The organism is Oceanisphaera sp. W20_SRM_FM3, assembly GCF_052119705.1.
In the GTDB taxonomy this organism is placed as follows: Bacteria; Pseudomonadota; Gammaproteobacteria; order Enterobacterales; family Aeromonadaceae; genus Oceanimonas.
In genome coordinates this window covers 74,387-97,037 of the sequence record NZ_JBGQOP010000011.1, presented here as the reverse complement: position 1 = coordinate 97,037, position 22,651 = coordinate 74,387, and the positions used below count along the sequence as shown (strand labels likewise).

The 22,651-nt window shown below is 50.4% G+C and carries 20 protein-coding genes and 1 rRNA gene; 2 read left to right on the top strand and 19 right to left on the bottom strand.

The genetic code is table 11. The features are described from left to right. Positions 1 to 1,005: ribosomal RNA gene (locus tag ACEN2G_RS08145) — 16S ribosomal RNA — on the bottom strand; the annotation flags it as partial. A 477-nt stretch (positions 1,006 to 1,482) separates the two neighbouring features. On the opposite strand from ACEN2G_RS08145, the gene ACEN2G_RS08140 reads away from it, so the two are divergent. Further along, positions 1,483 to 2,685 (top strand): NnrS family protein, encoded by a 1,203-nt coding sequence (locus tag ACEN2G_RS08140; protein ID WP_442020985.1) that lies wholly within the window; start codon positions 1,483 to 1,485, stop codon positions 2,683 to 2,685. A 119-nt stretch (positions 2,686 to 2,804) separates the two neighbouring features. Here ACEN2G_RS08140 and ACEN2G_RS08135 read toward each other — a convergent pair whose 3' ends face one another. From ACEN2G_RS08135 to pilM, 13 genes are all read right to left on the bottom strand, one after another. After that, complete coding sequence (locus ACEN2G_RS08135; RefSeq protein WP_442020983.1) at positions 2,805 to 3,998, bottom strand: hypothetical protein; 1,194 nt, start codon at positions 3,996 to 3,998, stop codon at positions 2,805 to 2,807. Between the two features lie 133 nt (positions 3,999 to 4,131). Next, positions 4,132 to 4,344 (bottom strand): hypothetical protein, encoded by a 213-nt coding sequence (locus ACEN2G_RS08130; protein ID WP_442020982.1) that lies wholly within the window; start codon positions 4,342 to 4,344, stop codon positions 4,132 to 4,134. 57 nt (positions 4,345 to 4,401) lie between these two features. After that, positions 4,402 to 5,433, bottom strand: a complete 1,032-nt coding sequence (gene trpS, locus ACEN2G_RS08125) for a tryptophan--tRNA ligase (protein ID WP_442020981.1) — start codon at positions 5,431 to 5,433, stop codon at positions 4,402 to 4,404. A 167-nt stretch (positions 5,434 to 5,600) separates the two neighbouring features. Beyond that, the gene (locus ACEN2G_RS08120; protein ID WP_442020980.1) at positions 5,601 to 6,293 is read right to left on the bottom strand and encodes a phosphoglycolate phosphatase; all 693 of its coding nucleotides are present in this window, start codon (positions 6,291 to 6,293) and stop codon (positions 5,601 to 5,603) included. After that, entirely contained in the window at positions 6,283 to 6,960 is a 678-nt protein-coding gene (gene rpe / locus ACEN2G_RS08115) for a ribulose-phosphate 3-epimerase (protein WP_442020979.1), read from the bottom strand. The genes ACEN2G_RS08120 and rpe overlap by 11 nt, the downstream gene beginning before the upstream one ends. Positions 6,961 to 7,305: 345 nt before the next feature. Then, positions 7,306 to 8,226: a Dam family site-specific DNA-(adenine-N6)-methyltransferase gene (locus ACEN2G_RS08110; protein ID WP_442020978.1), complete on the bottom strand. Its 921-nt coding sequence runs from the start codon at positions 8,224 to 8,226 to the stop codon at positions 7,306 to 7,308. Positions 8,227 to 8,324: 98 nt separating this feature from the next. Beyond that, positions 8,325 to 9,812, bottom strand: a complete 1,488-nt coding sequence (locus tag ACEN2G_RS08105) for an SPOR domain-containing protein (protein WP_442020977.1) — start codon at positions 9,810 to 9,812, stop codon at positions 8,325 to 8,327. Beyond that, positions 9,809 to 10,888, bottom strand: coding sequence for a 3-dehydroquinate synthase (aroB, locus tag ACEN2G_RS08100; RefSeq protein WP_442020976.1), 1,080 nt, complete (start codon positions 10,886 to 10,888; stop codon positions 9,809 to 9,811). Before aroB ends, ACEN2G_RS08105 begins: the two co-directional genes overlap by 4 nt. A gap of 12 nt (positions 10,889 to 10,900) precedes the next feature. Continuing rightward, on the bottom strand, positions 10,901 to 11,419 hold the full coding sequence (aroK, locus tag ACEN2G_RS08095) for a shikimate kinase AroK (protein ID WP_442020975.1): 519 nt from the start codon (positions 11,417 to 11,419) through the stop codon (positions 10,901 to 10,903). A 462-nt stretch (positions 11,420 to 11,881) separates the two neighbouring features. Then, complete coding sequence (locus tag ACEN2G_RS08090) at positions 11,882 to 12,514, bottom strand: hypothetical protein (protein WP_442020974.1); 633 nt, start codon at positions 12,512 to 12,514, stop codon at positions 11,882 to 11,884. Continuing rightward, entirely contained in the window at positions 12,511 to 13,173 is a 663-nt protein-coding gene (locus ACEN2G_RS08085; protein WP_442020973.1) for a type 4a pilus biogenesis protein PilO, read from the bottom strand. Before ACEN2G_RS08085 ends, ACEN2G_RS08090 begins: the two co-directional genes overlap by 4 nt. Beyond that, a complete protein-coding gene (locus ACEN2G_RS08080) occupies positions 13,170 to 13,778 on the bottom strand; it encodes a PilN domain-containing protein (protein ID WP_442020972.1) in 609 nt (202 codons plus the stop codon). The genes ACEN2G_RS08085 and ACEN2G_RS08080 overlap by 4 nt, the downstream gene beginning before the upstream one ends. Then, the gene (gene pilM / locus ACEN2G_RS08075) at positions 13,766 to 14,887 is read right to left on the bottom strand and encodes a type IV pilus biogenesis protein PilM (protein WP_442020971.1); all 1,122 of its coding nucleotides are present in this window, start codon (positions 14,885 to 14,887) and stop codon (positions 13,766 to 13,768) included. The genes ACEN2G_RS08080 and pilM overlap by 13 nt, the downstream gene beginning before the upstream one ends. 161 nt (positions 14,888 to 15,048) lie before the next feature. On the opposite strand from pilM, the gene ACEN2G_RS08070 reads away from it, so the two are divergent. Beyond that, positions 15,049 to 17,427 (top strand): penicillin-binding protein 1A, encoded by a 2,379-nt coding sequence (locus ACEN2G_RS08070; protein WP_442020970.1) that lies wholly within the window; start codon positions 15,049 to 15,051, stop codon positions 17,425 to 17,427. Positions 17,428 to 17,825: 398 nt separating this feature from the next. Here the strand turns inward: ACEN2G_RS08070 and oxyR are convergent, their stop codons facing one another. From oxyR to dusA, 5 genes are all read right to left on the bottom strand, one after another. Next, positions 17,826 to 18,728 carry a DNA-binding transcriptional regulator OxyR gene (gene oxyR, locus ACEN2G_RS08065; RefSeq protein ID WP_442020969.1) on the bottom strand — a complete coding sequence of 301 codons (903 nt, stop codon included), beginning with the start codon at positions 18,726 to 18,728 and terminating at the stop codon, positions 17,826 to 17,828. Positions 18,729 to 18,852: 124 nt separating this feature from the next. Continuing rightward, positions 18,853 to 19,536 carry an FAD-dependent oxidoreductase gene (locus tag ACEN2G_RS08060; RefSeq protein WP_442020968.1) on the bottom strand — a complete coding sequence of 228 codons (684 nt, stop codon included), beginning with the start codon at positions 19,534 to 19,536 and terminating at the stop codon, positions 18,853 to 18,855. Beyond that, positions 19,524 to 20,315: an FAD-dependent oxidoreductase gene (locus tag ACEN2G_RS08055; protein WP_442020967.1), complete on the bottom strand. Its 792-nt coding sequence runs from the start codon at positions 20,313 to 20,315 to the stop codon at positions 19,524 to 19,526. The genes ACEN2G_RS08060 and ACEN2G_RS08055 overlap by 13 nt, the downstream gene beginning before the upstream one ends. 227 nt (positions 20,316 to 20,542) lie before the next feature. Next, positions 20,543 to 21,271: a glutathione peroxidase gene (locus ACEN2G_RS08050; protein WP_442020966.1), complete on the bottom strand. Its 729-nt coding sequence runs from the start codon at positions 21,269 to 21,271 to the stop codon at positions 20,543 to 20,545. A gap of 263 nt (positions 21,272 to 21,534) precedes the next feature. Continuing rightward, positions 21,535 to 22,521, bottom strand: coding sequence for a tRNA dihydrouridine(20/20a) synthase DusA (dusA, locus tag ACEN2G_RS08045; RefSeq protein ID WP_442020965.1), 987 nt, complete (start codon positions 22,519 to 22,521; stop codon positions 21,535 to 21,537). Positions 22,522 to 22,651 lie beyond the last annotated feature (130 nt).

Genomic DNA, 22,651 nt, shown 5'->3' with positions numbered 1-22,651 from the left:
TTCGCTGTATGTCAAGGGTAGGTAAGGTTCTTCGCGTTGCATCGAATTAAACCACATGCTCCACCGCTTGTGCGGGCCCCCGTCAATTCATTTGAGTTTTAACCTTGCGGCCGTACTCCCCAGGCGGTCAACTTAATGCGTTAGCTCCGAAACCCACGTCACAAGGACACAGACTTCAAGTTGACATCGTTTACAGCGTGGACTACCAGGGTATCTAATCCTGTTTGCTCCCCACGCTTTCGCACATGAGCGTCAGTCTTTGTCCAGGGGGCCGCCTTCGCCACTGGTATTCCTTCCAATCTCTACGCATTTCACCGCTACACTGGAAATTCTACCCCCCTCTACAAGACTCTAGTTTGCCAGTTCCAAATGCAGTTCCCGAGTTGAGCTCGGGGCTTTCACATCTGGCTTAACAAACCGCCTGCGTGCGCTTTACGCCCAGTTATTCCGATTAACGCTTGCACCCTCCGTATTACCGCGGCTGCTGGCACGGAGTTAGCCGGTGCTTCTTCTGTGGTTAACGTCACAGCAACAACGTATTAAGCTGCCACCTTTCCTCACCACTGAAAGTGCTTTACAACCCGAAGGCCTTCTTCACACACGCGGCATGGCTGGATCAGGCTTGCGCCCATTGTCCAATATTCCCCACTGCTGCCTCCCGTAGGAGTCTGGGCCGTGTCTCAGTCCCAGTGTGACTGGTCATCCTCTCAGACCAGTTAGAGATCGTCGCCTTGGTGAGCCATTACCTCACCAACAAGCTAATCTCACTTGGGTTCATCCAATCGCGCAAGGCCCGAAGGTCCCCTGCTTTCCCCCGTAGGGCGTATGCGGTATTAGCCATCGTTTCCAATGGTTATCCCCCTCGAATGGGCAGATCCCCAAGCATTACTCACCCGTCCGCCGCTCGTCAGCAAAATAGCAAGCTATCTCCTGTTACCGCTCGACTTGCATGTGTTAGGCCTGCCGCCAGCGTTCAATCTGAGCCATGATCAAACTCTTCAATTAAAGACTTGATGCTCAATGAATACCTGATGTACTTCTATTTCTAGGTGCACTTCAACAGACATTGAAAAACAATATTATTTTGTTCTCAACAGCCTGCGAGTGCCCACACAGTTTGCTTGATAAATTGTTAAAGAGCGTGACCGTGTCTCAGGTCGGGATGCGTATTCTACGCAATCCGTAGTATTCGTCAAGTGTTTGTTTCAAACTTAATGTCGTTTTCTCAAACCCTTGTGACCGTGAGCGCCTTGCTCCATGTCAGTGGTGCGCATTATAGGGAGCTCTCGTTTTAGCGCAAGGGCTTTATAGCAGAAAAATGGCAATTACTGACCGCTCGCTTGTTAATTGAACGTATTGTTTATTAATACAACAACCAGTCGTAACTCAAGGCTTATTGTGATGTGGATCAGATTGTTTTTATGGCCACTTCCTATAATGTGCATATTAAATACTTATATTTAAGTGCCAATAAGGTAACTGCTGATGCAAATACTGGATACTAATAAAGAGAACAAGATATGGCCCATCTTCAGACTGGGCTTTCGGGTGTTCTTCTTAGGGGGGGCTTTGTTTTCTGCGGGAGCAATGCTGTTATGGGCGCTAAGCCTTTCTGATTTCGCCGTACTGCCTGGTGTAAAAAACCCTATTTGGTGGCACGCTCATGAAATGTTGTTTGGCTTTGCCCTAGCTATAGTGGCGGGCTTCGTCACCACAGCTATGCAAAACTGGACCGGTGTGCCCGGCATTAAGAGTTGGCCTTTGGCTGTGGTAGCGGGTCTTTGGCTATTACCCCGTCTATTGATGCCGTTGCGCGGTGAGCTTAATGGATTAGTAATAGCGCTGGATTTATTATGGCTGCCTATAGTCGCCGGCATGCTGGCTCAACCTATATTGAAGACTAAGCAATGGCGTAATTTGTTCTTCGTGCCTTTATTTGTATTTTTCACGCTGCTTAACGCATTGAGCTATTACGCCGCCGTCAGTGATAATTGGCTGCTAAGTGAGCGAGTCTTCATTACCACTGTGTTAGCGCTGAGTGCCTTGATCACCGTAATGGGTGGTCGAGTATTCCCCTTCTTTACTGCGCGCGCCACTCAGACACCTAAGATTGAGCCGATTGTCTGGTTAGAGAAGCTGAGCTTAGTTTCTATCTGGATATCTGCGTTGGCTTGGTTACTCCTGCCTCGCACTCCTGCGGCCAACGCTTTGTTAGCACTACTATTAGCTGTAACAGCAATCGCGCATCTGGTTCGCTTAAGTCGCTGGAACTATAAAGTCACCACTAAGGTGCCGTTGCTGTGGATCCTCTACTTAGGCTACTTTTTTATTCCACTGGGCTTGTTGGCCTTGGCTGCAGCCTTACTAAAGATGGGTATTAGCGTTTCTTTGGCAAGCCATTGGTTAACGGCCGGCGCCTTGGGTGCGGTGATCTTAGGCATGATTGCCCGCGTCTCCTTAGGACATTCCGGCCGACCGCTGGAAATAACCCGCATTATGGTGGTCGCTTTTGCTTTCATCATACTAGCAGCTCTATTACGCAGTCTGCTCCCCATGATAGCGCCCATGATGACTATGCAGGCGTATCACAGCAGTGCCGCCTGTTGGATTATTGCCTACGGACTTTTTTGCTGGGTTTATTGGCCAATATTGACCAAGCCCAGAGCGGATGGGCATCCGGGTTAACTCGCAGCGTAGGAGCAGCAGCGCAGGAGCGTTAACTTTTAATATTGGACAATAAAAAACAAAAAAGCCGCGAACTTCGCGGCTTTTTAACTTTGCTTTACGTTAGACGCTTAAGTCACTTATTTAACCCAAATAGGATTTGAGTAAGCTTTGTTACCTTGTACGTCTTCTACTATCCATTGCATCCAAGTGCGGTTTGGTGGCACGGGTACGCCGGTTCTAAACAATTTGGCACCGTTAATTTTCCAGCCGGCTACTTGTACACCGTCTAACCAGATTTCAGCTTTAGCAAGACCCACTTCAGAGCGGAACTCTACTTCGGTTTTACTAAAGGCTTTCGCCTCGCCACCAAAATTGGTGGTCAGCGGGTACACTTCTGGACCAAAGCTGACGAAGCTGTGGCCACGGGCGGCGGAGCGCGCGAAGTCAGCGGTAATACTGCCTTTAGGAGTATAAGCGTAGACTTTGCCACTGGCTTGCTTGGCATTTTTCAGCAAAGGTCCGGCGTTTAAGTACACGCGCTCGCCTCTGTCCCAACGCTGGCGCATCACTGACAGGTAGTTTTCAAAGTTGCCCGTGGTCGGCTTTAAATCAAACAAGCCCAGTTCCGCTTGGGGGCTGGTGCTGGTATAAAATTGCTTATCGCTTTGTAAGTTACCCAGCGAGCCAACACTTAACCAAGCGCTAAATTCGGTGTTTTTAGTCGTATATGAACGACGCAGATCGTCAGTCTCATACAGCTCACTGATATCATTTTGCAACTGAGCTGCGGTCCAGTGATTACGTACCATGCGCGTCATGTCGTTATAGCTTGCCACATTTGTGTTATCGATGGCTTGGTTGCGCTCCAACTGATAACCGGCAAACAAGGTTTCTTTTACCGTGTCTTGCAGCTTGGTCGTCAGCTTAACGCCGGGATAGTTTTTGTGTACTTCATAAGTACTCAGCACGTTGTGGCCATTCCAGTTACGAGTAACTTGGATCAGCAACTCGTCGGACGTGTGTTTTACTATCTCGATTTTTTCGAACTTCAGCTCACCCGCACCGGAGGCGAAGTCAACCGATTGCACTAAGTCTTTGGTGTAAGCGCCCTCTTTGACCATAGCTAAGTCAACTAATGCACCTTGAGATAAGGCAAAGGCAAAGTAAGGCGTGGTGACGGTAATGTCGTCTGCACTTTTAGCGTTACCATTCACTATGCTAGTTGGGCCATGGACTACCGCGATTTTGGTCGTAATGTCAGCCGTTTTAGAGGAGCAAGCAGTTAACACCATGGCGGCTAGCAGTGTGAGGCCCGTTTTGTAAAAGCGCATATTAGAAACCTTGAGTGAAGGAGTGACAATAATGTAAAGTTTTGACAGGTATTAGCTAAAACTCAAATGCTGAATTTTTAATGATTTAATGTTTAATTAAAAATTAAGCATTCGCATTAGCTCAACTGCCAAGTTAACTTGCGAGCAGACGACCTTGGGCCAGTTCGCGTTCGCGCTGGCATTCAGCCAAATAAATTGCGGCGACCACGGCGGTGCGAGTGTGATAATCATCAATCACTTTAGAAACCATCAGCTCTAAGGTTTTCTCATTTTTAGCCATGCGAAATTTGCGTAACCAATATAATTTATCGATTAAGTCGCTCTCAAGGGGCTGTGTTCCAGTCATCAAAGGGTATAAGTCCAAGTAAAGTGTCCAAAAAGGAGCCATAAGGCCCCTTAATCATTAGCGGCTTCGAGGTACGAAACCAAGCACATCATATACAGTTTCTAAGGTGTGCGCAGCTTTGGCTCGGGCCTTATCAGCGCCAAGCGACAATATCTTACATAAGCCTGCTTCATCGGCACGTAACTCATGAAAGCGTGCTTGAATGGGGGCCAACATAGTCAGCACCGCATCGGCGGTTTCGGTTTTTAAATGGCCATACATCTTGCCTTCAAAGTGCTGCTCTAATTCTTTGATGCTGCGGCCACTGGCACCAGACATTAAGGTTAGCAGATTTGACACGCCAGGCTTATTTTCTACATCAAAGCGCACCACTGCAGGCTCTTCTGAGTCAGTTACTGCCCGCTTTAGCTTCTTGGCGATCACCTTAGGGTCTTCTAGCAGGCCAATAAAGTTATTCACGTTTTCGTCTGACTTAGACATCTTCTTGGTCGGCTCTTGCAAGCTCATGATGCGCGCGCCATCTACCGGAATAAACGGCTCAGGCACGGTAAATATCTCGCCATAAAGCTGGTTAAAACGATAGGCCACATCTCGAGATAATTCCAGATGCTGTTTTTGATCATTACCCACAGGCACTTGGCTGGTTTGATAAAGCAAAATATCGGCGGCCATCAATGCGGGATAGGTAAATAAGCCGGCATTGATGTTTTCCGCATAACGGCTGGATTTATCTTTAAACTGCGTCATGCGCGACAATTCGCCAAACTGGGTATAACAATTGAGCACCCACGCCAGCTGCGCGTGCTCAGGCACATGGGACTGAATAAAAATAGTGCTCTGCTCAGGATCCAAGCCAATAGCCAAGTATAACGCCGCCGCATCTAGGCAAGCTGCGCGTAGCGCTTTCGGATCTTGGCGCACGGTAATGGCATGCAGGTCAACGATGCAATACAAGCAGTCATAGTCTTGCTGCATGGTCACCCATTGGCGAAGCGCACCCATGTAGTTACCTATAGTGAGCTGGCCCGATGGTTGGGCACCGCTAAAGACGATGGGTTTGGCCGAAGCCTTAGCTTGCTGATCAACCATTATGCTGTTCCTTGTGTGCACATTTTTAATGTTTGTTTTTGATATAAGAAAAAGATTTAGCAACTAAAATAGCGATTACAAATTACGCCATATTGCACGTATGTAGGCGATGCTTCAGCTGCGCCTGCATTTATGCTGCAGGCGAATATTGTGCTTAACGCTCGGTGCTATGACTTCAGTAAATCGAGCAGCCCTTGAATGTTATCTAACACCCAGTCGGGTTTGCTGTCGGCGATATTGCGCCCATAGTTATAGCCGTAGGTTAATCCAACCACGCGCATGCCTGCGGCCTTGGCGGCCAGCACGTCGTTTTCAGAATCACCCACCATAATGCTGTGCTCAGGCGCAATATTAAGCGTTTGACACACATGTAATAAAGGCGCGGGATCAGGCTTCTTTTGTGCCAAGCTGTCGCCGCCTAATACATGGGAAAAATATCCATCAATACCTGCGCTAGCCAAAATAGCCGGCACGAAGCGATACGGCTTATTGGTCACTAAAGCCAGCGTTTTACCCAGAGCGTTAAGCTGACTTAAGGTATCGAGCACCCCCGGATACAACACTATTTTGTGCTCAGCGACACTGTCATAAGCTGCATCAAAGCCCGAGCGAGCAGCTTGTTGCTCACGCTCACTCGGCGTTTGGCCAAGCGCGTCGGTCAGCGCACGCTCCACTAGCTTGTCGGCACCATTGCCGATCCAGAGCTGTACCACCTCTGCTGTGACTTGGGCAAACCCTAGCTGGTTGAGCATGATATTTACCGCCTGCCACAGCTGCGGCAAGCTGTCGAGTAAGGTGCCGTCTAAATCAAACTGCACCAGCTGGATATTACTCAGCTTATTTATCTCATTACTTGGCATTAACGTGGGCCAACTCACGGCGCATTTGATCGATCACCGCCTTATAGTCGGGTTGGCTGAAAATAGCCGAGCCAGCCACAAACATATCGGCACCGGCTTCTGCAATGGCACGAATGTTTTCAACTTTAACGCCGCCGTCGATCTCTAGGCGAATTTGCCGGCCACTATCATCAATCATGCGACGCACTTGGCGCAGTTTATCTAAGGTACCGTCAATAAAGGACTGGCCGCCAAAGCCAGGGTTCACCGACATCAGTAAGATCACATCTACTTTATCCATCACGTATTCTAAATAGCTTAACGGCGTGGCGGGATTAAACACCAAGCCTGCCTGACAGCCCTGCTCTTTAATCAAACTTAAGGTGCGGTCGATATGCTCAGAAGCTTCGGGGTGAAACGTGATAATAGAGGCGCCCGCCTTGGCAAACTGCGGCACTAAACTATCGACCGGTTTCACCATCAAATGCACATCTATGGGGGCGGTAATGCCGTAATTGCGCAGCGCTTGGCAAACCATAGGGCCTATGGTGAGGTTGGGCACGTAATGGTTATCCATTACATCAAAGTGCACCACATCGGCTCCCGCCTGGAGCACGCGGTCCACTTCCTCTCCTAAACGGGCAAAGTCAGCAGACAAAATAGAGGGGGCAATCAGGTAGTCGGTCATAGGGGGGTTCCATAGGCACAAAAAACCGTTCAATTCTAACTCAAATCCGCGCAGAGCACCAAGCGCTGCCGCTATAAGGGCAATGTTGAATGGTTAATTAAGTTCATATGGTGCACGGATGTAGTAGCGTGCTTTAGCCGCGAAAATCTGCAACGTAGATTCTGATGCAGCAAAGCTGGCCAGCCGAAGTCCTCTTTACGAAAGAGGCGGGCTGCTACAAAAGCCAGACAATTTGACCTTGGAGCTAGACCGGCAGCTACAAAAGAACAAACTGAAACAGGGCGCATAATGGCTGAGGTTCATAAGTAATCAGGTACCCATTAAGGACTTTTTCAGATCTGATCACTATTTTTCCGTGTTCTTCTGTGGGTTCCGTGGCAGATATAGGTTTTGCTCTGTTGGGTCTTGGTTTAGCTTGGCGCTCGGCGCTGCTTGCTCGGCGCTGTCTGCCACATCATGCTCAGTAAACAATGCTAACAATTCGTCAACACGTTTGCGGTTGAGGGCGTTGCGGCTGATGGTGCGCTTGACTGAAATCACCTGTAGGTCCGCGCCACGATATAATTCACGGGTGAGTTCGATATCGTGATTGCTCACTAATACCGGCACGCCTTTAGCGGCGGTTTCGCGGGCTAAGCGGGCAAGTATGGCTTGATCGTCTAGCGTGAAGCCGTTGGCCGCATAGGTGGTAAAACCGCTGGTCGATAAGGGCGCATATGGCGGGTCACAATAAAACACTTGATCCGCTTGAGCCTGCGCAAATACTTCGGCGTAACTTTGGCAGACGAAGGTTGCTTTTTGCGCTTTTTCGGCAAAAAACCACAGCTCGCGCTCAGGAAAATACGGCTTTTTATAGGCACCAAAGGGCACGTTAAAACCGCCACTCTTGTTATAGCGACATAAGCCGTTGTAACCATGACGATTTAAGTAGAGAAACAGTAAGGCGCGGCGAAAGCGGTCTTGCTCTTGATTAAAGGCAATCCGATAGTCGTAATAGGCAGCTTTATCGTTATTGGTAGGCACAAACAAGGCCGACGCTTCACGGATAAACACCTCGGGCTGACTTTTCAGCAACTCGTAGAGATGAATTAAATCCGCGTTGATATCCGCCAGTAAGTAGGACTCAAAATTTGAGTTTAAGAATACCGATCCCGCACCCATAAAAGGTTCGACCAAGACACGACCTTCGGGCAAACGCGCATTGATGCTTTCTACTAGGCCGTATTTGCCACCGGCCCATTTTAAGAACGCCCGAGTTTTAGTCATTGTTGTCATTGACGCCGCAGTTGTCATTGAAGCTGAAAATTGTCATTAAAGCCGAACCAATAAAGGGCGCGCATTGTAACCATTAGCCACTGTGATGACTAGGGCGTGATTTCTTTTTGTGCTTGAGAAAAGGGTTTAGGCCAAGGTTTAGCTGCTTGTAATTCAGATGGTAACCCCTTCACCGCGTCACGTGCTTGCTTAGCCGACACATAGTCGCCTTGGACTAACACAAACCAGGGCTGGCCATCTATGGTGCGCGGATAAATCCATGCCGGATTGAGTTTATGTTGGCTCACTAGCGCTTCTAATACCGATTTATTGCGCCCGGCTAACAACTGCAAGGTGTATCGCTGAGCCGATTTTTGTTTCAAATCCGCCACACTGCCTAAATTAGCGCGTGCGCCTGCATTTTGGCTAACGGCCACAGGTTTAGCTGGCTGAGGTTGAGAGGCAACCGGCTTAGGCGGTGCAGGTGGCGTAGGCTTAGCGGGTGCGGCTTGGGCATGCTCTGCGTTAGGCTGGCGTTGCATCAACTGGTTAACCACTTCATCCTCGATAACGACCCGCTCTTTATCACCATCAATCGGCGTTTGGGTGTCGGTGGCGGCTATGCTGGGAGTCTCTGGCAACTGAGCATTGGCCCATGGTTGTACTATATCGTTATCATTAATGTCGTTGTCATTAATGTCATTGCCGAGCACAGGATTACCATTCGCATCCAATTGCGGGGCACCACTCAGTGCCGAATTGGGTGACAGCGGCTCGCCGATACTGGTCGGCGATATGCCATTAGGTACAGGTGTAGGCAGCACCAGCTCGTCAGGTGAAGACTGCGCCAGCTCAGGCTTATCAGGGCCGCTAGTTAAACTGACGATCACTATTAATAACAGTACCACTATCAAGACAGTAAGCAGTGCTTTAACAGACTTCTGCTCTAGCAGGTGACGATAATTTTCTATGTTCATCTGGGGCTCCATCATGTCGATAACCTGACCCGGATAATCAATATCCAAAGCGGTCTCTGGGGGTGGCTGAAATGTTAAGGCTTGCCATAACTGCTGTTGGTCAGCCAAAGTTAACGGTGGCACTTCCACTTCCAATACTTGAGCTTGCATGGCCTCATCAAGTGACTGGCGAACCTGCATTGCCCACTCGGCCGTGCCCAGCAACAGCATAAAAGGCCGCAGCGACGCCGGCAAGGTGGCATAGACTTGCACCAGTTCTTGCAGTTGAATATCCGTCAACCAAGCGCCGTTGTCTACTATCAACAAGCGCTTGTGTAGGCTCTGCCCCAAGAGCCGCGTCATGGAATCGACGAGCGAGTCTTGTGGATCAAAAATCGCCCCTGAAAACCACTGTCTGAGTAGCGCTTCACGAAAACGGTCGTGGCTGTCGAGGGCTTTCGCATCCAATAGTACCGGATAGCTGAGGCTAGTTTGCTCGAGAAATAAGTTAGCTAAGTGAGTCTTACCCGCCCCTTCAGGGCCAGTAAGTAAGATAAAGTCGGTTTCAAGGCGGGAAAGATGGCGCAGCCGCGCAAGCAGCTGCTGCTGAGAAGAAAAAGGTAAACTTACGGTATCGGTCACACCGAGGATTCCGACACCACCAAGCCTAACTGTTGTTCGGTGACGTCACTGACCACCTGAGCACTGCCAATACCGAGCGGTAATACCAAGCGTAATTGACCGGCCAATACCTTCTTATCACGCATCATGTGCGGCAGATATTGACTTAGACCCATGGTTTCAGGGCCTGTGATTGGCAGTTTGGCTGCCAGCAACAGTTGCTTAACGCGCTCAACTTGCTCATCTGTCATCTCGCCGCGTAAGCGCGCCATGTAGCAGGCTTGCACCATGCCCACCGCCACAGCTTCGCCATGTAACCAGTTGCCATACCCCATTTCGGCTTCGATGGCATGGCCAAAAGTGTGTCCAAGATTCAAAAGAGCGCGCACACCGTGCTCACGCTCGTCACGGCCCACCATGTCGGCTTTAATCTCGCAGCAGCGGCGAATGGCATAACTCAAGGCGCAGGGCTCTAACTGTTGTAAGCGCACCACATTTTGCTCAAGCCAGCTAAAGAAGTCTGCATCCCAAATAATGCCGTATTTAATGACTTCGGCCAGACCGGCGGCAAATTCCCGCGCGGGCAAGGTTTGCAAGCACAAGGTGTCGATCAGCACTAATTGCGGCTGATAGAAAGCACCTATCATGTTTTTACCTAAGGGATGGTTAACCGCCGTTTTGCCGCCCACCGAGGAGTCGACTTGCGCCAATAAGGTGGTAGGCACCTGAATAAAAGGCACGCCACGCTGATAACAAGCGGCAGCAAAGCCAGTTAGATCACCAATCACACCGCCACCTAAGGCGATCATGGTAGTGTCGCGGCCATGATTACCCGCCAGTAAGGCACTCATCACCTGATTAAAGGTGTCTAGGCTCTTAAACTGCTCACCATCGGGCAGCACCAAACTCTCAACGTGCAGGGGCGCAAGCGCCGCCAGCAAGGTGTCTAGGTACAAGGGCGCCACCACTTCATTGGTGACCACCATGACTTTGCTGCCACTAATAGCATTGCGCAACAGCTCACCTTGGGTGAGCAGATGCTCGGCAATGAGGATGGGGTAGCTGCGCTCACCCAAACTTACGGTTAACCTTTCCATGGATCTCCAGGCCTACAAGCCGATCAGCTCGACAATATGATTGGCAACCAGCTTGGCGCCTTGCTCGTCGGTACGCACCACATAATCGGCAATTTCTAAATACAATTCGTTACGCTCAGCCGCTAATCGCGTCAGCACGTCTTCCGGTGCTTCTTCTGTTTGTAGCAGCGGGCGGCGTTTGTCTTTCTGTACGCGAGCCAGTTGTTTCTCTACCGGCGTTTCTAGGTAGATAACGATGCCACGCGCCGACAACCGATTACGGCTCTCTTTGCTTTTGATAGAACCACCGCCGGTCGCCAACACTATGCCCTGCAACTCACTCAGGTCGTTGATGACTTTTTCTTCACGGTCGCGAAAGCCTTCTTCGCCTTCGACATCAAATACCCAGCTGATATCGGCACCGGTACGGCGCTCAATTTCATGGTCGGAGTCATAAAACTCCATATGCAGTTGCTGCGCTAGGTATTTACCGATGGTGCTCTTGCCCGCACCCATAGGCCCTACAAGGAAGATATTGCGTTTCTCAGCCATGTTACACGAAATTCTCACAAACGAATGCGCCCCACGAACACCGCAGGGTCGACGATGGACCTAACCTTAACTTTCTGAAATTGGACGCCGAATTATCGCAACTGTACCGGTCGCTGGCAAGCGACAACGGTCTTTAGGGATCAAAGAGGTCTTGAGACAGTCCTCAGGATTGGCGTGCAATAGCTTGTTTTAGGTCGCTTGGCGGTCAATTTAGCCGCTGTTGTTCAAGGCATACGAATACTAAAATTCAAATACTAGGGCGCACAATACGGCGCGCAGCCCAGATAATCAACTCGCGCTTGTTATTATGATGGGGATTAATCTGCGATTTCATGCAAAATTATTAGCGTGCCTTGCGCACCAAGAGAGTGGCGTTAAGCCCGATATGATGCAAAAACTATCCTGCCCTCAGGTTAAAAAAGAATGTTTGGTCATGTGCACCACTCATTTAATGCCGCCAGTTCACTCATATAAACGCAATATGGTGTGTTGAGCGCCCGGACAGTGCTGACGGCCTAAGGGGTTTTGTTTAAGGGTGACAGTTTGTGCACTTATAGCCGTGACTTCACCTAAGTCGTCATTGCCCCCTGACTGGTCGCTAGCAGTCAAACCCTGACGACTCGCGATTAACCGCTGCCCCAGCGTAACCGGATAAATGGCTCCGCCAGCCACTTGGATCAAGGCCATGCCTCTCGCCGAGCGATCGTTAAATGAGTGATCGCTAAAAGTAGCGCGCAATACCAGCTCGGGTAGCATCTTGACTTCGCATTCCTCTGGCGGCGTTGAATGGAGATCAGCGTCACTCATTATCTTGGGGTTTGAGCCATTAAGGCTGCGACTCGCCAGCAGCTCATCCGATAAAAAGGTTTCCCGCTGCCAAAAAAATGGATTGCGTGCGTCCTGTGCTTGGTAAGACAGCGCTTGAGTAGGTGGTACTGAAACAGTGACTAATGGCAATAACGGCTCAGCTGAGGCACCCTGCTGCTTAGCCGCATTGGCAATATATTCATTGATCGACTCCGGCTCACCACAAGCCAACAGTAACCCGCAAACAGCCATTAATAATCCGCTTTTTACGCCCCTATCATGCTTCATGGTTCCAAACTCCTTTCTTCGGCAGGATACACATAAGCCGTGGCTAACAGGCTCATAGTTAACTCTGCCGCGGTTGACTCCGCTGGCCCGTTGAAGGAGCGGGGTCTAGTGGCCTTATTGTGCCCGCTTGGGTCTTGCCAAGCGTTAAGCCTGCGAATATCTAAGCGCTCAATCACCACCAGCCGAGGTAAGGCCGACACCTGTGCCACAAAGTGCCCCAGCTGATGATAATCCCCTTGCAAGTTGAGTTGCAGCGGCAGCTCCCGCGCCTCAGCCCGAGTACGCTCCGCCTGCCACTGAAAACCAGCCAGCACTAAGCCGTTTTCGTCGGCGAGTGCGCTGAGTTCATTGAGTAGGTTGGCGGCTTGCCGCTGCTGAGGTAACTGCTGCTGTGCACGGGTGACTTGCTGTTCTAGCCGCGCTAATTGGTGCTGATAAGTAGATAAATGAGCGGCGGCTTGCGTCTTATGTATAAAAGTACGCTTTAGCTCAGCCTCTTGAGCACGCATTTGTTGCCACTGTCCCCAAGGCTCGGCGAGAAAAAAGTAGCTTCCGCTTAAGCACAATAAGAGCGCAACCAAGGCTAAGAGCAAAAATTTGGCACCCGATGGCCAGACCGCAATTTGATCGAGTTCTAGCTCATTCAATTGCCAACTCATGGATCCTCCTCGTTTAACGCCTTCGCCAACTCACGAGTGGTGATAGGTCGTTCGGGTAAGGAAACAACAGCAACAAGCTGTGCCTGCAACGAGAATTGCTGAGTACCCGGCTGAGCGGCATCTGCCAGTGAGTGTGCTTGCAGACGCGGCTCACTCAACCAAGGGATGCCTTCTATACGCTGTATTAAGTCGGCTAACTGGCCATAATTATGAGCTTGCCCCTTGAGCTCAAGCGCCTGTGAGCTTAATTGCAGGCTGTCTAGCCTCACTCCTTTGGGCAACCAACTGGGTAAGTGATTAAGCAGTTGCAAAGCCTGATGACGACTGTGCTGTAAGGGCACGATGAAGTCACGACGCACCGCCAGTTGTTGCTCTTGCTGGCGTAACAGCTCCAACTGCTGCAAGGCGTCGTCAAGACCGGCACTCGCCTGCAGCAGTTGAGCATTGCGCAACTGCTGGCTTTGGATTTGTTGCTGAAGATACTGACCAGCTAGCCACACACACCCTATGCTCAGCACGCAAACTATCACTAGCTGGCGTAAAACACGCCGCTCTTGCTTGGCTTGCTGCAAAGACCGCCACGGTAATAAATTTATGTGAGACATGGCATATCTCGGCGCAGAGCCAACCCAAGGGCCGTGCTAAAGGCGGCGGCTTCTGAATAAAGATGAGGCGCTATGCCCGGCGTATGGCCAAAGGCGCGACTAAAATCAGGTTCTTGTACGGCGATACCCAATAGCTGATTGAGCAAAGGCACTAATTGCGCCAGCTCAGGATAGCTGCCACAAAGCATGAGCTGCTTAGGTGGCGCTTGATCTGAGTGACTGCAAAACAACTGCCACTGACGCTGCACTTGACTCACCACCAACGCCCGGTAATCAGGATGACCGAGCTTGGCCTCTTCCACATCGGCGGCGAGAGGTTGTAAGCGCTGATAAATAATCTCGTCGTCGGCCAGCACCATAAAAGTGAGACTCTCAGTATTCAGCTCCAGCGTGGCCACTAACTGGCCAGGCTGAGGTTGTAATAAAAAGCTCACCGCACGTGCCAAGGCATGACTGCCAATATCCACGATCTGCGCGCGCCAACCCGCTTGGCGCAACGCCTTAACTCGGGCTTGCACATGCTCGGTACGGGCGGCACTGAGCAATACTTGGTCGCAATCGGCATGAAGTGCACAGGGTTTAAGCATTTCAAAATCTAGGCTAATGTCTGCTAGCGGAAAAGGCAGCTGCCCCGCTGCGGCTTGCTGCACATGCAGCGCTAACATTTCAGCCGGCAAGCTATTGGGTACATGCAATATTTTTGTGGTTACGCTACTGCCCGTCACGGCCGTGGCCACGTTGCGGCGGCGCACCTTAAGCAAGCGGCGCAACTCACCGAGTGCCAGCACCACTTGTGGCATATTCTGTAATTGATGATCAAGGATAGCGCCGCTGGGCGTGGCTACACAGGCCATGCTTTGCAACTGATAGCGTGCGGGCTGATGTGGGGTGGCAGGGAGATAACGCAGCGCCACGGCGTAAATGCGTTGACTGTTAAAATCAATGCCGAGCAAGGTTTCGGCGGCGGTACTGGTATTAAAATTCAGCGGTCGGCTAAAAATACCTTTGAGCCACTCACTTAATCTAAGGCTGAGTTTTTCACTCTGCTTTTCGCTCGGGTCTGTGTTTTGATTAACGCTCAAGGTAACGTTGGGTTTAGGGCTCAGCATAGGCATCCATGCAATGTGATGAGTCGCTGATTAAGCATAGACAGCATCTGCAGACTGCGGGCGCGATTGACCTTAAAAACACAAAGCACTCGAATAAGCAGTCTTATACAGGATATACTTGCTGGCTAAATGAGCGATAAATAATTCTGGGTTACTACTTCATGCTTAAATGGCTAATTCGCCTGTTCTTATTCGGTTTGTTTTTGGCAATCTGCGCCGTGGGCGGCGTGTTTGTGCTTTATCAACAGGTAAAGCCCGAATTGCCCGATGTGTCTGAATTGAAAGATATCCGGCTTGAAACACCAATGCGCATCTTCAGCCAAGATGGTGAGTTGATCTCACAATATGGTGAACAGCGCCGTACGCCAATCGCGATCGCAGATATGCCGCCTATGCTGATAGATGCGGTATTGGCCATTGAAGATGCACGTTTTTATGAACACCCCGGCATAGATGTGATTGGTATTACTCGTGCCGCCACTGTGTGGTTTACTACGGGTAAGAAGAGCCAAGGTGCCAGTACTATCACGCAACAAGTCGCGCGTAACTTCTTCTTAAGCCGCGAAAAAACCATTACTCGTAAGATCAAAGAAGTGTTTCTGGCCCTGCACATTGAATCTTTGTTAAGCAAAGATGAAATCTTAGCGCTGTACTTAAATAAAATAGCGCTGGGGCATAGATCCCATGGCGTGGGGGCCGCAGCACAGGTCTATTACGGCAAAGAAGTCGCTGAGCTGACCTTGGCCGAAGCCGCCATGATAGCCGGTCTTCCTCAAGGCCCGTCTGTGCTAAACCCCATCAGTAATCCAACACGTGCCGCCGAGCGCCGCTCCTTGGTGCTGGGTCGTATGCTCGATACCGACAAAATTACCCGCGAGCAATATAACCAAGCCATGGCTGAGCCTGTCGCTGCCCGCTATCACGGCGCAGAAATCACCCTGAGTGCACCTTATATCGCGGAAATGGCGCATCAATTTGCGTTAACTATGTTTGGTGAAGAGGCATACACCAAAGGCTTAAAGGTCTACACCACAGTGCAGTCAGAAGAGCAGCAAGCCGGTACGCAAGCACTGGTAAATGGCTTACTGGCCTATGATTTGCGCCACGGTTATCGCGGAGCTACCGAAAAGCTCTGGCAAGGTACGCCTTGGCCCGCCGAGAAAATGAATGAACACCTCGCCGACTTACCCAGCTATTGGCCGTTAGAGCCCGCCATCGTTACCGCCGTAGAGGCACGCAGTGCCACCGTATTGATCAAAAATAAGGGGGCACAGACTTTAGCTTGGGATGGCATCAAATGGGCTCGACCTTATATCGCAGATAGCCGCCAAGGTAATGCGCTGCGCCAAGCCAAAGATGCGCTGGCAGTGGGAGATTTAATTTGGGTGCGCCCCCAAGGTGAGCAGTGGATGTTAGCGCAATTGCCCGAAATAAACGGTGCTCTCGCCGCCTTGGATCCTAATACCGGTGCCGTCACCTCACTCGTGGGTGGCTTTAACTTTACCCTCAATAAATTTAACCGTGCTCAGCAAGCAGAGCGTCAGATGGGGTCAAATATTAAGCCCTTTATTTATTCTGCCGCCCTCGACCAAGGCTTTAGCTTAGCCAGCATGATTAATGATGCCCCTATTAACCATTGGGATCCGGGCTCAGGCAAAAGCTGGCGCCCCAAGAACTCACCCAACGTTTATGATGGCCCCATTCGAATTAGAGAAGCCTTAGCGCGTTCTAAAAACGTGGTCTCGATTCGTTTGCTGCGCGAAGCAGGTATTCCTGCCGCCTTGCAGCGTCTCAACGATTTAGGCTTTGATACGTCAAATATTCCTGCCACCGAAAGCTTAGCTTTGGGCTCACCTTCAGCCACACCGCTACAAATGGCCACCGGCTATGCGGCCCTCGCCAATGGCGGCAAGAAAGTGACACCTTTTGTGGTACAACGCATTGAAGACAGTACGGGTAACATCTTGTATGAAGCAGAGCCTATGATGACCCAAGTGCTTAGCGAAGAGACGTCGTTTTTGATCAGCCAAGCGCTGAATTCCGCGATTTGGGGTGGCACCAGCAATGGCCGTAACTGGAACGGCACTGGCTGGCGCGCCGGAAAAGCATTACAAAGACACGACATAGCCGGTAAAACCGGTACCACTAACCAGTCTCGTGACGCTTGGTTTTCAGGTTTTACGCCCGACCGCGTGGCCAGTGCTTGGGTGGGCTTCGATAATTTTGCTCGCCCCTTAGGCCGCACCGCTTATAACGCCAATCTAGACGGCAATCAGGTAGCCGGTGGCGAATTTGGTGCCAGTACCGCCATGCCCATTTGGATAGATTATATGAAGGTGGCGCTCGCGCCATTTCCTGAGCGAGAGCGCCCTGTGCCCAGTGGCTTGTATACCGCTACTATCGATCCTAACACCGGCTTAAAAACCACAGGCCAAGGCGTGACTGAGTATTTTGTGCCCGGCACCGAGCCCAAATACTACAGCCGCCCTGAAACCAGCCAGTCCTTTGGTGGCACCAGCGTCACGGATGATTTGTTTTAGCCGGGTGAAGGGTAAAGAGTGAGGCGTGAGGGGTAAAACCAGCGCTAAGCTAAATAAGAAATAAAAAATCCACGCCTAGGCGTGGATTTTTGTTTTGGGTGCACTGCGCGAGGGTGAATTAAATATCGACTATTCACATTGTGCAGCAACGCCCATATTCCCATGCAGTACGAATCATGCAGCACGAATGTAGTCGCGTGCTTTAGCCGCGAAATCCGGCAACGCCGGATCTTATGCAGATGTTCTACACGATATAGCCAAGCTAATGCTTTGCTATATGTGGCGCTACGCGCCACTTTTCACCCCTAGATTGCCGCGTCGTTTCACTCCTCGCGATGGCAGAGCAGGGTCTTTGCGAGCGCAGCGTGGCAATCCATTTTTAATTCAACATTCAACATTCAAAATGGTACGCAATCTTTGACCAGCTTGGCCACTTCATTAAAACAGGGGCGGCGTACCGAATGGGTACGATACAGTAGGCTGATGGCACGACTAGGCTCGGGATCCACCACAGCAACATAACTGACGCTGCTATCGGTTTTTTGCAGATCGATTTGCTGAGGATTAATGGCTAATTTTGGCATTAAGGTCAGGCCTGAACCTGCCGCTACCATGTTGCGTAAGGTTTCGAGACTGGTGGCTTTAAAGTGCTGATCTTCGCCAATACCGGCGGCAAAACAAAAGCCCATCGCCTGATCACGTAAGCAATGGCCATCTTCCAGCATCAATAGTTTTTCGCCTTTTAACTCACTCAAAGCCACTTGTTCACGGCTAGCCCAAGCATGATCGCTCGGTAGCGCCAGCAGCATGGGCTCATGATACAAAGGCACGCTACCAAAGTTATCCATGTGATCGAGTTGCGCCAAAATCAGACAATCGAGTTCGCCGTCGGCCAGCTGCTTAAGCAAGGTCTGGGTCTGGGCTTCATATAAATACAGCTGTAACTCGGGAAAGTGCTGCTTGAGTGCTGGAATAATATGCGGCAATAAATAAGGGCCAACAGTTGGGATCAAGCCGATGTGCAACTCCCCCGACAGTGGATCGGTAAAGGCGCGCGCCATGTCAGTCAACTCTTTGGTTTCCGCTAAGATCCGCTTGGCTTGAGCGGTAATGGCATTACCCGCAGGAGTAAATAACACAGACCGCGAGGTACGCTCGATCAAGATCACGCCCAGCTCTTCTTCTAATTTTCGTAGTTGACCGCTTAACGTCGGCTGGCTAACGAAGCATTTTTCCGCGGCCTTACGAAAGTGCAGCTCTTGCGATAACGCCACTAGGTATTCTAAATCTCGTAAATTCATGTAGATCCTTATTAACTAACGCGAAGAGTAAGGGGTGAGGCGTAACACGCAGCTGCTAGTATGGATTTTACACTTCACTCTTTACACTTCACTCTTTACGCTTCACTCCTCACCGTTATTTCAATTAATCCCCTACCCCACATTCCATACAGCGGTCTTCAATGGCGGAGCCTAATTCTAAATTAGCGTTAAGATCACGCAGTGCGGTTCTTAACCCCTCTTCCACCACCGGATGGTAAAATGGCAAGCTGAGCATTTGAGCTACCGTCATCTCACTTTGATGGGCCCAAGCGAGTAAGTGCGCCAAATGCTCAGCAGCGGGCGCTATCATCTCGGCGCCTAAGAATCGGCCTGTGCCGAGCTCGCCATAGACGCGCAGCAAGCCTTTATTCTGCCCAATCACCCGACTACGACCTTGATCTTCAAAGCTTACCTCACCCACCGCAAAGCAGTCGCAAGCTTTGGCCTGCTGTTTAGCTCGCTCTTGCAGGTTGCGATAAGTTTCACCCACCATGGCAATTTGCGGTGAGGTAAAAACGATAGATAACGCACTGTGCCTAAAGCCTGGTACGACATGCGGAAAACGCGCCGCATTGTCGCCAGCTATGCGTCCTTGGTCATTGGCTTCGTGCAGCAGTGGCAGTAGATTACTGGCATCTCCGGCGAGAAAAATATGAGGTATGCTGGTTTGCATGGTATGAGCATTGACTATCGGCACGCCCTTTTCATCCTGCGCTAAATTCAGCGCTTCCAATCCCAGTTTACCCACATTCGGCCGACGACCGGTGGCAGCAATCACATAATCCACCAGACCACTTCGTTGACGCCTTCGGGATCGGTAAATTCAATTTCTACCTGATTAGCAACGCGATTCATACGCTGCACCTTGGCATCTACATCCAGATGAAACTCTTCGCTGAATAACTGGTGGGCATAGTTCATGACTTTTTCATCGGTAAAGGGACCTAATTGACCGCCTCTGCCCAGCATCCATACCTTAACACCTAAACGATGCAATGCCTGACCCAACTCTAAACCAATAACACCGGGGCCAAACAAGGCCACCGACTGAGGTAAATCGTCCCAATCAAACACGTCATCATTAACAACTAACCGATTCCCTAATGCTTGCCAATCACTGGGGTAGCTAGCTTGAGAGCCGGTGGCAATCACTATGCTAGTGGCGGTTACTTGGGTGTGATCATCCACTAATAAGGTATTAGCATCAGTAAAACGGGCAAAGCCTACTAACTTATTGTCGGCTGGAATTGAGTCGATGGAGTCGATAACCAGACTCACGAAGCGATCGCGTTCAGTTTTCACACGCGCCATCACCGCCTTGCCATCTATCACCAACTTGCCTGTTTGCACGCCAAAACGCGGGGCTTGGCCCGCTGCGTAGGCACTGTCTGCAGCCGCAATTAGTAATTTAGAAGGCATGCAGCCAACGCGAGCACAGGTAGTGCCGAGCGGGCCTGAGTCTATAATAACGACTTTTTTACCCCGCTTACTGGCGGTGCGCCAAGCGGCCAAGCCTGCAGTGCCACTACCAATGATGGCCACATCTACTTGCATCGTTTTAGGCATGTTTACTCCTAGGTTTAAACCGCTGCGGTGGAGAAGTCGATTGCTTTAAAAATCTTTCGTTGAAAAACAAGCCTCTCAGAACACAGTTAATTAAACGTTAGTCTAAATTCTTAGGCAAACCGGCGACGAAAGTTAAACAGCCTCAGCAGCTTTAAAGGCTTACGCCAAAAAACACAGCGCCGACTTTCGCCGGCGCTGTGGATGTACGTAAATCTAGGATTTAGGCCTTAAGCCAAATATTCAGCTAATTCTTCGCTACCGCCAATATGCTGCCCGTCGATAAATACCTGCGGCACCGTGCTGCGACCAGAAACCGCCTTTAAGCTGGTGCTGCTCACGCTTTTGCCTAACACCACTTCTTCGAAGCGCATATTTTTATCATTCAGCATTTGCTTGGCACGCACGCAGAATGGGCAACCTAACTTAGTAAACAGCGTAATAGCCGAGGGTTTAGCGGCAGCAGGGTTAATGTAGGCCAGCATAGTATCGGCATCTGACACTTCAAACGGGTCACCTGGCTTATTAGGCTCGATAAACATCTTGTCGATAATGCCGTCTTTCACCAGCATAGAGTAGCGCCATGAACGCTTGCCAAAGCCTAAGTCTTGCTTATCGACCAACATGCCCATGCCGTCGGTAAACTCGCCATTGCCATCGGGCAGCACGCGAATATGCTCGGCTTCTTGGTCGGCTAACCAAGCGTTCATCACAAAGGTGTCGTTCACGCTTAAACACACTATGTCATCGACGCCATTTTCGGCTAAGGCACTGGCCAGCTCGTTATAACGCGGCAAGTGTGTAGATGAACAGGTCGGCGTAAAAGCACCCGGCAAGGAGAACACGGCGACGGTTTTGCCTTTAAAAATTTCGTCTGTGCTTACATCAACCCACTGCTCGCCTTGGCGCGTTCTAAAGGTAACCTGAGGAACTGCCTGACCGGTTTTATCTTCTAACATAACGTACCCCTTAATGAGTGCTTTGTTTTAAGTGCGATGCTTCAATGGACTCATTATGCCCAGACAGCCGCCTCAAGTTAAACCGTTAGTTTCTATGATACCAATAGGTAATAACTATTAATTTCGCAATAAGCCATCAACTAAAACAACAGATCCACGCCTGAGCATGGATCTGTTGAGTATTTTTTAACTTGGCGCAGCCCTTGCTCTTTGTTTAACTTGTAGCTTACCGCTTCAAGCTTACGGCTCCCCGCAGGGCAATCTTAATCTATGTAACAAAATTCGGGCACATGGGCCATGGCGGCTTCTACCACTTCGGGACCTGAACCCGCTTTGTGGGCATTTTCGCTTAAATGACGACGCCAAGCGCGCGCGCCCGGCAAGCCTTGAAACACGCCTAAGGTATGGCGCGTCACATTACCCAAATAAGCCCCTTGGCTAAGCTGCGTTTCTATATAAGGCAGTAATTGGCGGATCACTTCATGGCGACTCGGTACTGCATACGCATCACCAAACAGCTCACCATCTACTTGCGCCAAAAGATACGGATTTTGATACACCTCGCGGCCCAGCATAACGCCGTCAAGTTGTTCTAAGTGCAACTTGGCTTCATCCAGCGTCTTAATGCCGCCATTCACCGCTATGGTGAGATGGGGATAATCACGTTTCAGCTGGTAAACACGCTCATAATCCAGCGGCGGCACATCGCGGTTTTGCTTGGGGCTTAGCCCTTTCAGCCACGCCTTGCGCGCGTGCACAATGAGCGCATCCACGCCTGCTTCAACTAAACCATCCACCAGCGTACAGAGAAATTGATAGCTGTCGAGCTCATCGATACCGATGCGGGTTTTCACCGTCACCGGAATCGCCACTGCCGCCTTCATGGCCGCTATACTGTCGGCCACCCGCTGTGGCTCTGCCATCAAGCAAGCGCCAAACATGCCATTTTGCACCCGATCCGAGGGGCAGCCTACGTTTAAGTTAATTTCATCGTAGCCTTGGCGCTCCGCACGAATCGCACACTCAGCCAACGCCACAGGATCACTGCCGCCCAGCTGCAACACCAAAGGATGCTCGGCCTCGCTAAAGCCTAGATAATCGCCTTTGCCGTGCAAAATCGCCCCCGTGGTAACCATTTCCGTATACAGCTGCGCATGGCGGCTCATCAAGCGATGAAAGTAACGGCAATGGCGGTCAGTCCAATCGAGCATCGGGGCCACGGAGAAGCGAGCACTGGGGTAATGAGTCATATAATTGAGGTCTTTTTGTACACAAAGACGGCCATTATACCCAAGGCGGCTCTCTGCCCCAAGCTTGTTTAGATGAAGCTAAAGATGAGTGTGCTAAGATGCGGTCAATCATCAGTGAGGGTTTTATCAA